Below are 14,556 nucleotides of genomic sequence, written 5' to 3'. Positions count from 1 at the left end.
AGGTCAGTGGCTCGTCCTCAGATGCCCGGGTATGGCTGGAGCGTGAGCGCCCCGAGGGGGACAGCCTCGACTGCACAGACCGAGCGGCATGGCCTCCTCCGCTTCGGTAAGGTCGGGTGCGACGGGCCACGGCGGCTCGCGACGGAGTCTTGGGAGTGGCCGTGAGCCGGTACGTACGGACAGGAGGCGCCCTCGGGCACCTGCTGCTCGTCGTCGTGCTCGCACTCGGCGTGTTCGTCATGCACACCGTCGGGCATCCCACGCAGTCGCACGCCGCTGACAGGAGCGCGTCCTCCCATGTGTCGGCGCCGACGGCTCATTCGGTCTCCGCGCCCCAGGCCCCCGCCACAGCGGAATCGAAGCACACGGCCTCCCCCGAGCACTCCCTGTCCACCGACATGCCCGCCATGGCGATGGACATGCTCTCCCTCTGCCTGGCCGTCCTGCTGGCCGCGTGGGTGCTCGCCGCCCTCGTCCGGTCGGCACTCGCCCGCCACCCCGACTGGCTGGCGAACCTCCGTGCCCAGGTCGCCGCCGTTCTGCACCCCAGCCCGCCGCCCCGCGGCCCCGCTCTCACCCAGTTGTCGGTCCTTCGGCTGTAGGCCGAGACACCCTCGCGGGTCGCGCACCACGCGCGATCCCGCTGTCTCGTACGCCCACAAACAGCCAGAAGAACCAGACACCCGAGGTGAAATCGATCATGACTGCCTTCACGCGTGCCCTGCGCCGCAAGTCCGCCCGCCGTATCGCGGCCGCCGGCGTCGTCGCGGCGGGAGCCCTGCTGCTCTCCGCCTGCGGTGGCGACGACATGAGCGGCATGGACCACGGCAGCGGCTCGTCGTCGCCGACGGCGACCGCCGAGGCCGGGGCCAAGGCCGGGGAGTTCAACGACGCGGACGTCACGTTCGCGCAGATGATGATCCCCCACCACGAGCAGGCCCTGGAGATGGCCAAGCTCGCCGACGGCCGCGCCTCCGACGCGGAGATCAAGGACCTCGCCGGGAAGATCGAGCAGGCCCAGGACCCGGAGATCAAGACGATGAAGGGCTGGCTGGAGTCCTGGAACCAGCCGACCGCCATGGAGTCCATGCCCGGCATGGACCACGGCACGGGTCACGGTGGCGACGGCATGATGTCCGACGCGGACATGGAAGAACTCAAAGCCATGAAGGGCACCGAGTTCGACAAGATCTTCGCGGAGATGATGATCGAGCACCACAACGGCGCCATCACCATGGCCAAGGACGAGCAGAAGAACGGCGAGAACGCCGACGCCGAGAAGATGGCCGGCGACATCGCCAAGGGCCAATCCGCCGAGGTCAAGCAGCTCCAGAGCATCCTCGACCGACTCTGAGCCAGGTCACACACCGGCCCGCCCGGGCTCCTCGGCACGCCCGCCGCGGAGCCCGGGCGGCCGGCCAGCTGCACATGCCCTCCCGCGCCCGCCGGAACTCGAGAGCCGGCCCGACCCTGCCTGAGACCGGCGTTCTCCTTGCCGAGGCGGTCGTAGGCGAGGATGTCATCGCGAACGGTGGGGAGTTGGGGTATGTCCCGACTTTTACCGGATGATGGCGGCGAAGTCACAGCTCAGGGCTGCGCAGCGCGACCGTGCCGGTGCAGACGGTATTCCCGCAGCGTGTGTGCCGGGACCGCACTTCCGCACCACAGGGACTCGTGTGACACTGTCGTCCCGTCCGCCGTGCGGACCCGTTCCGCACCGTCGTCCCCCACGAGAAGGGCGCCGTGCGTTCCCTACCTCTGCCCCTGGCCCTGACCGCCCGTCTGTCCCCGGTGGTGGTGCTCGCCACGGTGGGCTGGGCGCTGTCGTCCGGTCCGCTCGCCGCGCCGCAGGCCGCCGAGCACAAGCCGGCCGAAGAGAAGACCCAGACGCAGTCCGCGTCCGCCCCGTCCACGACGACGGTGTCGAAGGCGTACTCGGCCGCGCCCGCCCCGTGCGAGAGCGTCGCCAAGAAGACGATCGAGTCGCTGGTGCCGGGCGCCAAGACGGGCGGCAAGGAGATCCCGTCCACGGACGCGGAGTTGCGCCGCACCTGCTCCTGGAACGCGCTCAAGGGGTACGACTACCGCTGGCTCGACGTGTCCTACGAGGTCATGGAGTCGGACGAGGCCGCACAGAAGTCGTACGAGGCGCACACCGAGAAGAAGAGCGGCGGTGGGGCCGTCCCCGGTCTGGGTGACAGCGCGTACTCGGTCGTGAATCTCACGACGGAGGACAAGCAGGAGACCCGCGAGGGCGTCGTGATCGCCCGTGCCTCCAACGCACTGGTGACGATCACCTACAACGGCAGTGACTTCGAGTCGAAGAAGGCGCCCAGTACGGACACCATCAACAAGGGCGCCATCAAGGCCGCGAAGGAAGCGGTGGCCGCGCTGGAGGCCGACAAGGGCTGATCGCCGCCCTCCAGCGCCGGTCCGGGTTCGTGTCAGACGACCGTGCGGTCACGGCCTCGCAGCGCCATCAGCAGCAGGTACAGCACCATCGACGTGCCCAGGCCAACCGCCCAGCCGTAGTCGGCCAGATCGGCCAGCGCCGGGATGGGACGGCCGTCGATCAGCGGCTTGAAGCTCGCGCCGCCGACGGCGAGGACACCGCCGACCGTGAAGGCGACGACGGCCCGCCAGTTCCAGCCGCCCTCGTACCAGTAGCGGCCGTCCGGGCGGTACAGGTCGGCCAGATCGAGGCGGGAGCGGCGCAGGATCCAGTAGTCGGCGATGAGGATGCCCGCGACGGTGCCGAGCAGGCCGCCGACCAGGCCGAGCCAGGTGAAGATGTAGCCCTGGGGATCGGAGTACAGCTTCCACGGGCAGATCAGCACCCCGAGAACGCAGGTGGCGAGGGCACCGGCCCGGAAACTGATGCGGCGGGGCGCGATGTTGGAGAAGTCGAATGCCGGCGAGACCAGGTTGGCCGCGACGTTGACGGAGAGCGTCGCCACCAGGACGGTGACGAGGGCGAAGAGCAGGCCCACCGTGTTGTCCGTCTTGGCCGCGAGCTGTACCGGGTCCCAGATCGCCTCGCCGTAGACCGCCTGCGAGCCCGAGGTGACCATCACGGACAGGAACGCGAACAGCGTCATCGTCGTCGGCAGCCCGAGGGCCTGACCCCACGTCTGCGCCTTCTGGCTCTTGCCGTAGCGGGTGAAGTCGGGGATGTTCAGCGACAGCGTGGACCAGAAGCCGATCATGCCCATGAGGGCGGGGGCGAACAGCTTCCAGAAGTCCGGGCCCCAGCCGAGCTTCGAGGGCTGGTCGAACAGCGGGCCGAAGCCGCCCGCCTTCTCGCTCATCCACCACAGCATCACGAACGCGCCGACGAGCACGAAGGGCGCCGCCCAGTTCTCGAAGCGGCGGATCGTCTCCATGCCCCGGTAGATGATGACGACCTGCAACGCCCAGAAGATCGCGAACGACAGCCACATCGTCCAGGCGTAGCCGCCGACCTTCGCCGCGTCCGTCCAGCCGGTGCCGATGAGCTTGCCGGCCAGGAAGTAGATGGCCTCGCCGCCGATCCAGGTCTGGATCCCGAACCAGCCGCACGCCACCAACGCCCGTACGACGGCGGGCAGATTGGCGCCGCGGATGCCGAAGGAGGCCCGGGCGAAGACCGGGAAGGGTATGCCGTACTTCGGTCCGGCGTGCCCGGTGAGCAGCATCGGTATCAGCACGATGACGTTGGCCAGGGCGATGGTGAGCACCGCCTGTTTCCAGTCCATGCCGACGGCGATGAGCCCGGAGGCCAGGGTCCAGGAGGCCGTGTTGTGGGCCATGCCGACCCACAGCGCGGAGAAGTTGTAGGTGGTCCAGGTGCGCTTGTCGACCGGGACCGGCAGCAGGTCCTCGTTGGCGTAGGGGCCGGTCGGTGCGGGGGCGCCCGGGGCGATCTCCACCCGGCCGTCGGCGAGGGTGACTTGGGTGGTCGGCGGTGGGGCCGTGGGAGCGGTATCGGTCATGGGCCGGGCCAATCAGGGGAGGTGGGACGGGAAAGGCCGTGCGGTGGCGCCGATGGGGGGTGCGCTCCGGGTGCACCGGGGAGCGTCCTGGGCCCCCTTCCCGAGCCGCTGGGAAGGAGGAGTTCACAGGGGGGTGCGGCGGGTGAGGTCAGCCGTTGACGGCCGGGATCACCCGCGATCCGTAGGCCTCGATCACGGCCTCCTGCGCGTCGTGCATGTCGTAGACGGCGAACTGGTCCACGCCGAGCGCGCGCAGCGCCTCCAGCTTCTCGATGTGCTTCTCGACCGGGCCGATCAGGCAGAACCGGTCGACGATCTCGTCGGGCACGAACTGGGTGTCCGGGTTGCCGCTGCGCCCGTGGTGGGAGTAGTCGTAGCCCTCGCGGGCCTTGATGTACTCGGTGAGTTCGTCGGGGACCGCGGCCGAGTGCTCGCCGTACTTGGACACCAGGTCGGCCACGTGGTTGCCGACCATGCCGCCGAACCAGCGGCACTGCTCGCGCGCGTGGGCGAGCGCCTCGGGCGAGTCGTCCTCGGTGACGTAGGCCGGTGCGGCCACGCAGACGGTCACCTCGGCGGGGTCCCGGCCGGCGGCGACGGCCGCGTCCTTCACGGCCTTGACCATGTACTCGGTGAGGTAGAGGTCGGCCAGCTGGAGGATGAACCCGTCCGCCTCCTCTCCGGTCATCTTCAGGGCTTTCGGGCCGTACGCGGCCATCCACACGGGCAGTTCGGCGCCCTGCTTGATCCACGGGAACCGGACGAGGGTGCCGCCGCCGAGGTCGGCCTCCCGTCCGCTGCCGAGGTCCCGGATGACCTTCATGGCCTCGCTGATCCGGGCGAGGGTGTTGGGCTTGCGGCCGGCCACGCGCATCGCGGAGTCGCCGCGGCCGATGCCGCAGACCGTGCGGTTGCCGAACATGTCGTTGAGGGTGGCGAAGGTGGAGGCGGTGACCTCCCAGGTGCGGGTGCCCGGGTTGGTCACCATCGGCCCGACCTTCAGTGTCGTGGTGTTGGCCAGGATCTGGCTGTAGATCACGAACGGTTCCTGCCACAGCACGGCGGAGTCGAAGGTCCAGCCGTACGTGAAGCCGTTGCGTTCCGCCCGCTTCATCAGGCTGATCACCCGCGAGGCCGGCGGGTCGGTCTGCAGGACGAGTCCGAAGTCCATCTGCGCCACTCCTAGTTGAGGTACTGACAGGTGGAACGCGGGGTGAACACGCCGTGCCCGGCGTGGCCGGTGTACTCCCGCTCGGTGATGACGAGTTCGCCGCGCGAGAGGACCGTCTCGACCCGGCCGGTGGTGCGCTTGCCCTCGTAGGCCGAGTAGTCGACGTTCATGTGGTGTGTCTCCGCGGACATGACCTGCTCGGCACGCGGGTCGTAGATGACGACGTCGGCGTCGGCGCCGGGCGCGATGGTGCCCTTCTTCGGGTAGAGGCCGAACATCCGGGCCGGGGTCGCGCAGGCGATCTCGATCCAGCGGCGGCGGGAGATGTGCCCGTCGACGACCGCCTGATGGAGCAGGTCCATACGATTCTCCACGCCCGGCAGGCCGTTGGGGATCTTGGAGAAGTCGCCGCGGCCGAGTTCCTTCTGGCCGGTGAAGCAGAAGGGGCAGTGGTCGGTGGAGACGACCTGGAGGTCGTTGGTGCGCAGGCCCCGCCACAGCGCGGCCTGGTGCTCCTTCGGCCTGAGCGGGGTGGAGCACACGTACTTCGCGCCCTCGAAGTCCGGCTCGGCGAGGTTGTCGGTGGACAGGAACAGGTACTGCGGGCAGGTCTCGCCGAAGACGTTCAGTCCCTCGTCGCGGGCCCGGGCCAGCTCGGCGACCGCCTCCGTCGCCGAGACGTGCACGACGTACAGGGGCGCGCCGGCCACCTGCGCGAGCTTGATGGCACGGTGGGTGGCCTCGGCCTCCAGCAGGGCCTTGCGGACCTCGCCGTGGTAGCGCGGGTCGCTCTCGCCCCGGGCCAGGGCCTGCTCGACCAGGACGTCGATCGCGATGCCGTTCTCGGCGTGCATCATGATCAGGCCGCCGTTGTCGGCGGAGCGCTGCATGGCGCGCAGGATCTGGCCGTCGTCGCTGTAGAAGACGCCCGGGTAGGCCATGAACTGCTTGAAGGAGGTGACGCCCTCCTCGACCAGGTGGTCCATCTCCTTGAGGGTGTGCTCGTTGACGTCGGAGACGATCATGTGGAAGCCGTAGTCGACGGCGCAGTTGCCTTCGGCCTTGGCGTGCCAGGCGTCGAGGCCCTCGCGCAGGCTGTGGCCGACGCTCTGCACGGCGAAGTCGATGATCGTCGTCGTGCCGCCCCAGGCGGCGGCGCGGGTGCCGGTCTCGAAGGTGTCGGAGGCGAAGGTGCCGCCGAAGGGCAGCTCCATGTGGGTGTGGGCGTCGACGCCGCCCGGGATCACGTACTTCCCCGTGGCGTCGATGACTCGGTCGGCGGTGAAGGTGTCGGCGGCTGATGTGCCCGTGGCTGCGAGGGCGGCGATGCGGCCGTCCTCGATCAGGATGTCGGCGTGGATCTCGTCGGAGGCTGTGATGACGAGGCCGCCGCGGATGACTGTACGGCTGCTCATGTCGTGGTCGCTCCTCGCAGTCGGTACGTGCCGGTTGTGGGTGGTTGCTCGCGCAGTTCCCCGCGCCCCTTCAGGGCGCTTACGGAGCTGTCAGCGGTCCGTACGCCCCCGGTGCCCGGTCCCGGTAGAACTGCCAGCGGTCGCGGACCTCGCGGAGTTTGGCCATGTCCAGGTCGCGGACGACCAGTTCGGGCTCCTTGTCGCTCGCCACCTCGCCGACGAACTGGGCCTCCGGGTCCACGAAGTACGACGTGCCGTAGAAGTCGTTGTCGCCGTACTCCTCGACCCCGACCCGGTTGATCGCGCCGATGAAGTACTCGTTGGCGACGGCCGCCGCCGGCTGCTCCAGCTGCCAGAGGTAGCCGGACAGGCCGCGGGAGGTGGCCGACGGGTTGAAGACGATCTCGGCACCCGCGAGGCCGAGGGCACGCCAGCCCTCGGGGAAGTGGCGGTCGTAGCAGATGTAGACGCCGACCTTGCCGACCGCCGTGTCGAGGACGGGCCAGCCGGAGTTGCCGGGGCGGAAGTAGAACTTCTCCCAGAAGCCCCTCACCTGGGGGATGTGCGTCTTGCGGTACTTGCCGAGGTAGGAGCCGTCCGCGTCGATCACGGCGGCGGTGTTGTACAGGACGCCGGGCTGCTCCTCCTCGTACATCGGCAGCACCAGGACGATGCCCAGCTCCTTGGCGAGGGCCTGGAAGCGGCGGACGATCGGGCCCTCCGGGATCTGCTCGGCGTACTCGTAGAAGGCCGGATCCTGGACCTGGCAGAAGTACGGTCCGTAGAACAGCTCCTGGAAGCAGAGGACTTGGGCGCCCTGCGCGGCGGCGTCGCGGGCCGCCTGCTCGTGGACCTGGATCATCGATTCCTTGTCGCCCGTCCAGGCTGTCTGGAAGACGGCGGCACGGATCACTCGGCTCATCGGGACCTCCGGTCGCTCGGTGTGCCGTGAGCCTAGGAAGTCGCGCGGTCGTCTTTGAGTTGCACCGTGTCACGTCCGAGGGCGCGCGGCGTGCCACCGTGTCACTCTGCCGTGGGCCCATGTTTCACCGCCGTTTTCCCAGGTGGTCGCGTGTTTCACTGTTGTTGCGCGTCGTGCGCGAGGAGTGCGATGTGCACCGAGGCGGCCTGCTCGAAGTCGTCGAGGTCCACCCCGAGGCGGACCTGTATGGCCTCCAGGCGGCGGTAGAGGGCCGGCCGGGAGACGTGGTGGAGCTGGGCGGTGCGGGACTTGTTGCGGCCGCTGGCCAGGTAGGTGCGCAGCACCGACAGCAGGTCCTCCTCGGTCTCGCACAGCAGCCCGTCCAGCTCCCGCTCCGCGAACGACTGCACGTGCGGGTCGTCGCGCAGGAGGCGGATCAGGCCCCGCAGGTGAACGTCCTTCAGGCGCACGACCGGTGGGAGGTCCAGGACGGCGGAGGAGTCGGCCACGGCGTCCGCGACGTGCTGGGCCTCGCGCAGGCCGGTGGGTACGTCGTCCCAGGCGACGCGGGGTTCGGCCGCGGCCACGACCGTGTGGTCCGGTCCGGTCTCGGCCCGCAGCCGGGTCGCGAAGTGGGCGGCGAGGGCGCCCGCGTCCTGGTCCCGCGCCAGGCTGAGCAGCACGGCGGTGGCGCCGTCGGCCAGTTCGGCGACCAGCCCGGGCAGGCCCAGCAGCCGCAGGAGCCGTTCGAGCCGGGCGGGGTCGCCGTCTCGGACGACCAGTGGCACGAACGTGCGCCGGTTGACCGGCAGCCCGGCCGCACGGGCCCGGGGCAGCAGTTGCCGTGCCGGTACGACACCGCTGACCAGGTCGGTCAGCAGGCTCTGTGCGGACTGTTCCTCCCAGGAGCAGGCGGCGCCGCCGGCGAGCATGCGGTGCAGGACGAGGGCCTCGGCGGCGCGATCGGCCAGCAGCCGTCCGGTGGCGGTGTCGCCCCGGTAGCCGCACAGCACGATCCGGCCCCAGCGCTCCCCGCGTCCGCCCAGTTCGGCCCGGATCCAGCCGTCGCCCTCGGTGCCGCCGGCCTGCCGGGCGATGCGCTCCCAGTCGCGCAGCACGTCATCGACCGCGGGCCGCTCCCCCGCCGTGCCGAGGACGCGGTGGGCGAGGTTGGTGACGACGACCGGGCAGGCGCTGTGCCGGGCGACCTCGTCGAGCAGGCGTTGCAGCGGCGCGCCGGCGGTGATGAGGGCGGTGAGTTCGGTGCGGACGGCCTCGGAGAGGCTGACCGCGGCGAACTTGCGCCGCACGAGCCGGGACTGGACCTCCTCGGTGAGTTCGGCGAAGGGGAAGGGCCGGTGCAGGACGACCATCGGCAGTCCGCACCGCTCGGCCGCCCGGCGCATCACGTCCGGCGCCGCGGGGAAGGCGCGGCCGAGTCCGAGGACGACGGCGGCGGCCTCCGCTCGGTGCAGGGAACGGACGTACTCGGCCTGCTTGTCCTCGTCGCCGGCGAGCAGCACGCCGGTGGTGAGGACCATCTCGCCGCCGCTGAGCATCACCCCGACGTCGGCGGCCTCGGCGACGTGCACCCAGCGCACCGGCCGGTCGAGGTGGCTCGCGCCCGCTACCACCTCGGGTTCCCCGGCGAGGACCCGTTCCAGGGTGAGGACCTGCCGGACCGACAGCGCGGGCTCCAGGGAATCCAGGGTGATGGTCATGGTGGCGGGTCCCTTGCTCAGTGCACTGCTACTGGATGCTCCTCAGAGCGTTCTCGAGGATCGCGGCGCCCTCCTCGGCCTCCGCGACGTTGAGGGACAGCGGCGGGGCGACGCGCAGCGAACTGGTGTTGTGCCCGCCGCCCTTGCCGATCAGCAGGCCGCCCTCGCGGGCCGCCTCCAGGACGGCCGCGGCGGTCTGCGGATCGGCCTCGTCGGTCCCGGGCCTGGTGATCTCGATGCCGATCATCAGCCCCCGGCCGCGTACTTCCCGTACGGCCGGAACGTGCGCGGCGGCGGCCCGCAGCCGCTCGATGAGCAGGCCTCCGACGCGCCGGGAGTTGCCCTGGAGGTCGTGTTCCAGCAGGTAGTTGAGGTTGGCGAGGCCCGCCGCCATGGTGATCTGAGTGCCGCCGAAGGTGGAGATGCTGTTGGAGTCCAGGCAGTTCATGATCTCGGAGCGGGCGACGACCCCGCCGATGGACATGCCGTTGCCGATGCCCTTGGCGAAGGTCATGATGTCGGGCGGTCCGCTCCGGCCGTGGGCCTGCCAGCCCCAGAAGTGTTCACCGGTGCGGCCCCAGCCGGTCTGCACCTCGTCGGCGATCCACAGGATGCCGCGCTCGTGCAGCACTTCGCGGAAGGCGGCGTACAGCCCGTCCGGCGGGGCGGTGAAGCCGCCTACGCCCTGGATGGGCTCGGCGATCAGCGCGGCCGGGGCGCGGGTGTGGCCGAGCAGGTCCTTCAGGTCGTCGACGCAGGCCGCGATGTAGTCGTCGTCGCCGAGTGCGGCGAACGGGCCGCGCGTGCGCACGCCGCCGTGGACGTACAGCGTCTGGAGCGGGGAGAGCGAGGTCGGGGACCAGCCGCTGTTGCCGGTGATGCCGACGGAGCTGAAGGAGCGGCCGTGGTAGCTGTTGCGCATCGCCAGGATGGTGTTGCTGCGCCGGTACGCCGTGGCCAGCAGCAGGGCGGTGTCGTTGGCCTCGGTGCCGGAGGTGGTGAAGAAGACGCGGGCGTCCGGGATGCCGCTCAACGCCGCGATGCGTTCGGCGAGTTCGACCATCGGACGGTTGAGGTAGAGGGTGGAGGAGTGGACGATCCGCCCGGCCTGCTCGCTCACCGCCTTGGTCACCTCGGGCAGCGCGTGCGCCGTCATGGTGGTGAGGATGCCGCCGAAGAAGTCGAGGTACCGGTTGCCCTGCGCGTCCCAGACGTGGCGGCCCTCGCCGTGGGTGATCTCGAGGGGCTCCTCGTAGTAGAGGGCGAGCCAGTCCGGGAGCACGGCCCGGTGGCGGCCCAGGAGGTCGTTGGTCACGGCTGCATCAGCCCTTCGTAGGCGTCGGGGCGGCGGTCGCGGTAGAAGGCCCACGTCTGCCGCACTTCTTCGATGAGGTCGATGTCCAGTTCCCGGATCACGAGCTCCTCCTGGCTGTCGCTGGCGACGTCCCCCACGAACTGCCCGCGCGGGTCGACGAAGTAGCTCGTGCCGTAGAAGTCGTTGTCGCCGTACTCCTCCTGCCCGACGCGGTTGATCGCGGCGATGTAGTACCCGTTGGCGACGGCGGCCGCGGGCTGCTCCAGCCGCCACAGGTGGGAGGACAGGCTCCGGTGGGTGGCCGAGGGGTTGTAGACCAGCTGGGCTCCGGCCAGGCCGAGCTGGCGCCAGCCCTCCGGGAAGTGGCGGTCGTAGCAGATGTACACGCCGACCTTGCCGACGGCCGTGTCGAAGACGGGCCAGCCGAGGTTCCCGGGCTTGAAGTAGAACTTCTCGCGGAAGCCCTTGAGCTGGGGGATGTGGTGCTTGCGGTACTTGCCGAGGTAGGTGCCGTCGGCGTCGATCACGGCCGCGGTGTTGTAGTAGAAGCCGGGCTGCTCCGCCTCGAACACCGGCGCGACGATCACCATGCCGGTCTCGCGCGCGAGCGCCCGCATGCGCCGCACGGTCGGCCCGTCGGGGACGGGCTCGGCCCAGCGGTAGTGCTCCGGCTCCTCGACCTGACAGAAGTAGGGGCTGTTGAAGACTTCCTGGAAACCGATGATCTTCGCGCCCCGGCGGGCCGCCTCGCGGGCGTGCTCCTCGTGTTTCGCCACCATGGACTCGGTGTCGCCGGTCCAGGTGGCCTGGACCAGGGCGGCACGTACGACGTTGGCCATGAGCTGCTCCTTCGACGCGACGTCTGCGCCTCTACGCCCGTAGAAGCGAGCCGTAGAGCCACGAACGTAAGCCTCTGGCACGGGGTTGCCAAGACCATCGTCGCCAACCCGCTGGGCAATGCGCGATTCACACTCCTGCGGGTGAGTCGCCCGGGGCGCGACGTCGCCGGTCAGGCGGGGTGTCCCGCGACCCGCAGGGCGTGCACGAGATCCCAGCGGCGCTCGTCCGACACGCCCCGGGCGGCCTCCAGCAGGAGCGGTACGAGGCGACGCGGATCGGGTTCGGCGCTGCGGGCGGCCTCCTCGGGGGCACGGGCCCGCACATACGCGTCGAGCAGCACACGCACCTCGCGGTGCAGTCCCTCGGCGGCCAGGGCGAGGACCGCCTCCCCGACCTCGCCCGGCGGCCGCGCGACGCCCTGTCGCAGCATCTGCTGCCCGTCCCCCGCCCGCCCGGCCGCGACCAGCGCGTCGGCGGCGGCGACCAGCCGCCCGGCGGGCAGCGAGGCGGCCTCCCACAGCAGGGTCTGCCAGTCGGCGTCCAGCCCGGCGAGGTGCAGGCGCTCCGCGAGCAGCGGAAACCGGCCGGGCTCCCACGAGGCGGCCTCGGCCAGCAGCGCGTGGGCCTCCCCGCTGCGGCCCTCGCTCCGCAGCCGGGCCAGCGTCTCCACGGTCCGTCCGACGTCGGCCCGGTCCGCGGCCCCGGCCACGCCGGCCTCCCGCGCCGGGCGCTGCACCACCGCCTCCTCGGCGGCCCCGGCGAAGCGCGCGCCTCGTGGGGTACGGCGGGTGCTCGCGGGGGCGGATGCGGGCAGATCCGGCACGGCAGCGGGCGGCACGGCGACGGGTACGGCTTCCTCGTCCACCATCCCGGCGAAGCGGGCACTGCCGCGACGGCGTTTGCGTTGCTTGGGGGCCGGGGGCTCGGGGGCGGTGAACGCGTCGGGGGCGGCTGGGGCTGACGCCCAGGCGGGGAGCACGTCGGACGTGCCGCCCGCGGCGACCTCCCCGGGGGCGGCCCGGCCCGCCGGATACTGCGGGGCGCGCGACCCGGCCCCCGGGGCTCCGGCTCCGTCCCAGGCGTCATACCGACCGGCGGCACCGGTCATGGCCGGGGCGGAAAGCGTGCCGGGCGTGCCACCCGCGGCGGCCTCTTCGGGAGCGGCCCGGCCCGCCGGATATTGCGGGACGAGCCACCCTACGGCGCCGTCCCCGGTGTCATGCCGATCAGCGGCACCTGTGCCGTCGTAGCCCCGGGGGCCGGACGTGCCGCCCCCGGCGGCCTCCCCGGGAGCGACCCGGCCCGCCGGATGCCGCGGGGCGTGCCACCCCGCCCCCGGGGCTACGGCGGCACCGGTCGCGGCCCGGGGCGTTCCGGGCTTGTACGGATCTTCAGCGGTTGACGGTTCCGACCCGGTGCCGCCCAGCCCGTCACCGTCGTCCCACGCCCTCGGGGGCACCTCCTGCGCACATCGGTCCACGTGAGCCATCCGCGCCCGGAGTTCCGCGCACCGCGCGCCGGCCCGTTCGTGGTCGTCGCGTGCCCAGGCCAGCTCCAGGCGCAGGGCGTCCGCCTGTTCGCGGGTCGTGGCCGAGGTCAGGTGGCGGGCCAGGGCGGCCTGGCGTTCGGCGGCGTACTTCTGTTCGCGGAGCATGACGTCGAGGCGGTCGCCGAGGGCGTCGCGGCCCCCGGGCCGGGTGTCGTACGCGGCGAGCGCGGCCGCGTGCAGGGCACGGGCGCGGTCCGTCTCCGGGGCGGCTCCCCCCGGGCCGTACTGCCCGGCGAGGTCCTGCAGCAGGGCCTCGACCACGTCCCAGGGCGGCATCTCGCGCCCGTCGAGACAGGCCCGCATGCCCTCCGGGTCGCGCTGCCAGAACACCGCGTACCAGCCGCCGGACGGATCGAGACGTGCCAGCAGTCCGTCCAGGTAGGTCGCGAACTCTCCGACTTCAGCCGGGAGTTGATCCGCCGCCATCGCTCAACTCCCGTGAGACCGGAGCACTCCGCCCCGTAGGCAACACCAGTTGTGTTACGGGCGTGCTACGGGGAGTTTTCACGCGCGGCGCAGGAGCCTCAGAGGGGCACCAGCACGCACTGCCCTGCCAGTTCGTCCATGGACAGCCCGAGCACTCCGGCCAGCGCGGCCACCGTGAAGAAGGCCGGGGTCGGGGCCCGCCCGGTCTCGATCTTCCGAAGGGTCTCCGCGGAGATACCCGCGCTCGCCGCGATCTCCGTCATGCTCCGGCCGCCACGCGCTTCACGCAGCAGCTTGCCGAGCCGCTCGCCGCGTTCGCGTTCTTCTGGGGTGAGAGGGGTGCGCACCATGACCCCATTCTAATACCGGTATAGTAATTGGCATGGTTGAGCTGAAGACAGACACTTCCATCGACGCGATGTACGAGGCGGGCCAGGTCGTCGCCCGTGCCCTGACGGCCGCACAGAAGGCCGCCGACGTGGGCGTCTCCCTGCTGGAACTGGACGAGGTGGCGCACGACGTACTGCGCGAGGCGGGCGCGACCTCGCCCTTCCTGGGGTACCGCCCGTCCTTCGCACCGACCCCCTTCCCCGCCGTCCTGTGCGTCTCGGTCAACGACGCGATCGTGCACGGCGTCCCGGACCGCTACCGCCTGCGCGACGGCGACCTGGTCTCCATCGACTTCGGTGCCGAGCTGGGCGGCTGGGTCGGCGACTCGGCGCTCAGCTTCGTCGTGGGCACCCCGCGCGAGGCGGACCTCCGCCTGATCGAGACCGCCGAGCGGGCCCTCGCGGCCGGCATCGAGGCGGCCGTCGTGGGCAACCGCATCGGCGACATCGCCCATGCGATCGGCACGGTGTGCCGGGGCGCCGGTTACGGCATTCCGGACGGCTTCGGCGGCCACGGCATCGGCCGCCGCATGCACGAGGATCCCGGGGTGCCGAACGAGGGCCGCCCCGGGCGCGGCATGCGGCTCCGGCACGGCATGGTGCTGGCGATCGAGCCCATGGTCATCGCGGGCGGCACGGACGATTACCACGCCGCCGCCGACGGCTGGACCCTGAAGACGAACGACGGCTCCCGCGCGGCCCACGCGGAGCACACGGTGGCGATCACCGAGTCGGGGCCGAGGATCCTGACGGCACGCTGATCTCCACTCCACACCCCCTTCCTCCCGGTATGCCTCAAAGGTGCCCGCGGCCGACGATCGTGCGAAGGTGTTCTAC

Annotated in this window: 13 protein-coding genes; 4 read left to right on the top strand and 9 right to left on the bottom strand. The window is 71.1% G+C overall.

Translation table 11 applies throughout. The features are described from left to right. Positions 1 to 161: 161 nt before the first annotated feature. From CEB94_RS33560 to CEB94_RS33550, 3 genes are all read left to right on the top strand, one after another. Positions 162 to 602 (top strand): hypothetical protein, encoded by a 441-nt coding sequence (locus CEB94_RS33560; RefSeq protein ID WP_342790231.1) that lies wholly within the window; start codon positions 162 to 164, stop codon positions 600 to 602. Between the two features lie 98 nt (positions 603 to 700). Next, positions 701 to 1,354, top strand: a complete 654-nt coding sequence (locus CEB94_RS33555) for a DUF305 domain-containing protein (RefSeq protein ID WP_175435717.1) — start codon at positions 701 to 703, stop codon at positions 1,352 to 1,354. Between the two features lie 389 nt (positions 1,355 to 1,743). After that, complete coding sequence (locus tag CEB94_RS33550) at positions 1,744 to 2,412, top strand: hypothetical protein (protein WP_175435716.1); 669 nt, start codon at positions 1,744 to 1,746, stop codon at positions 2,410 to 2,412. Positions 2,413 to 2,444: 32 nt separating this feature from the next. Here CEB94_RS33550 and CEB94_RS33545 read toward each other — a convergent pair whose 3' ends face one another. The 9 genes from CEB94_RS33545 to CEB94_RS33505 form a co-directional block, all read right to left on the bottom strand. Continuing rightward, entirely contained in the window at positions 2,445 to 3,971 is a 1,527-nt protein-coding gene (locus CEB94_RS33545) for an NCS1 family nucleobase:cation symporter-1 (protein WP_175435715.1), read from the bottom strand. Positions 3,972 to 4,119: 148 nt separating this feature from the next. Further along, positions 4,120 to 5,142, bottom strand: coding sequence for a TIGR03842 family LLM class F420-dependent oxidoreductase (locus CEB94_RS33540; protein WP_175435714.1), 1,023 nt, complete (start codon positions 5,140 to 5,142; stop codon positions 4,120 to 4,122). Positions 5,143 to 5,153: 11 nt separating this feature from the next. Further along, positions 5,154 to 6,557 (bottom strand): dihydropyrimidinase, encoded by a 1,404-nt coding sequence (hydA, locus tag CEB94_RS33535; protein ID WP_175435713.1) that lies wholly within the window; start codon positions 6,555 to 6,557, stop codon positions 5,154 to 5,156. Between the two features lie 79 nt (positions 6,558 to 6,636). Beyond that, positions 6,637 to 7,479, bottom strand: a complete 843-nt coding sequence (locus tag CEB94_RS33530; RefSeq protein ID WP_175435712.1) for a nitrilase-related carbon-nitrogen hydrolase — start codon at positions 7,477 to 7,479, stop codon at positions 6,637 to 6,639. Positions 7,480 to 7,634: 155 nt separating this feature from the next. Further along, the gene (locus tag CEB94_RS33525) at positions 7,635 to 9,200 is read right to left on the bottom strand and encodes a PucR family transcriptional regulator (RefSeq protein WP_175435711.1); all 1,566 of its coding nucleotides are present in this window, start codon (positions 9,198 to 9,200) and stop codon (positions 7,635 to 7,637) included. A 28-nt stretch (positions 9,201 to 9,228) separates the two neighbouring features. After that, entirely contained in the window at positions 9,229 to 10,515 is a 1,287-nt protein-coding gene (locus CEB94_RS33520; protein ID WP_175435710.1) for an aspartate aminotransferase family protein, read from the bottom strand. Continuing rightward, entirely contained in the window at positions 10,512 to 11,354 is an 843-nt protein-coding gene (locus CEB94_RS33515; RefSeq protein WP_175435709.1) for a nitrilase-related carbon-nitrogen hydrolase, read from the bottom strand. Before CEB94_RS33515 ends, CEB94_RS33520 begins: the two co-directional genes overlap by 4 nt. A 170-nt stretch (positions 11,355 to 11,524) precedes the next feature. After that, a complete protein-coding gene (locus CEB94_RS33510; protein ID WP_175435708.1) occupies positions 11,525 to 13,330 on the bottom strand; it encodes a hypothetical protein in 1,806 nt (601 codons plus the stop codon). Between the two features lie 98 nt (positions 13,331 to 13,428). Next, complete coding sequence (locus tag CEB94_RS33505) at positions 13,429 to 13,680, bottom strand: helix-turn-helix domain-containing protein (protein WP_175435707.1); 252 nt, start codon at positions 13,678 to 13,680, stop codon at positions 13,429 to 13,431. A 32-nt stretch (positions 13,681 to 13,712) separates the two neighbouring features. Between CEB94_RS33505 and map the strand changes: the two genes are divergently transcribed. Then, on the top strand, positions 13,713 to 14,480 hold the full coding sequence (map, locus tag CEB94_RS33500; RefSeq protein ID WP_175435706.1) for a type I methionyl aminopeptidase: 768 nt from the start codon (positions 13,713 to 13,715) through the stop codon (positions 14,478 to 14,480). Positions 14,481 to 14,556: the final 76 nt, after the last annotated feature.

Source organism: Streptomyces hawaiiensis (genome assembly GCF_004803895.1).
Classification (GTDB): Bacteria; Actinomycetota; Actinomycetes; order Streptomycetales; family Streptomycetaceae; genus Streptomyces; species Streptomyces hawaiiensis.
The sequence above is the reverse complement of the archived record's forward strand: the minus strand, read 5'-3'. Positions and strand labels throughout refer to the sequence as shown.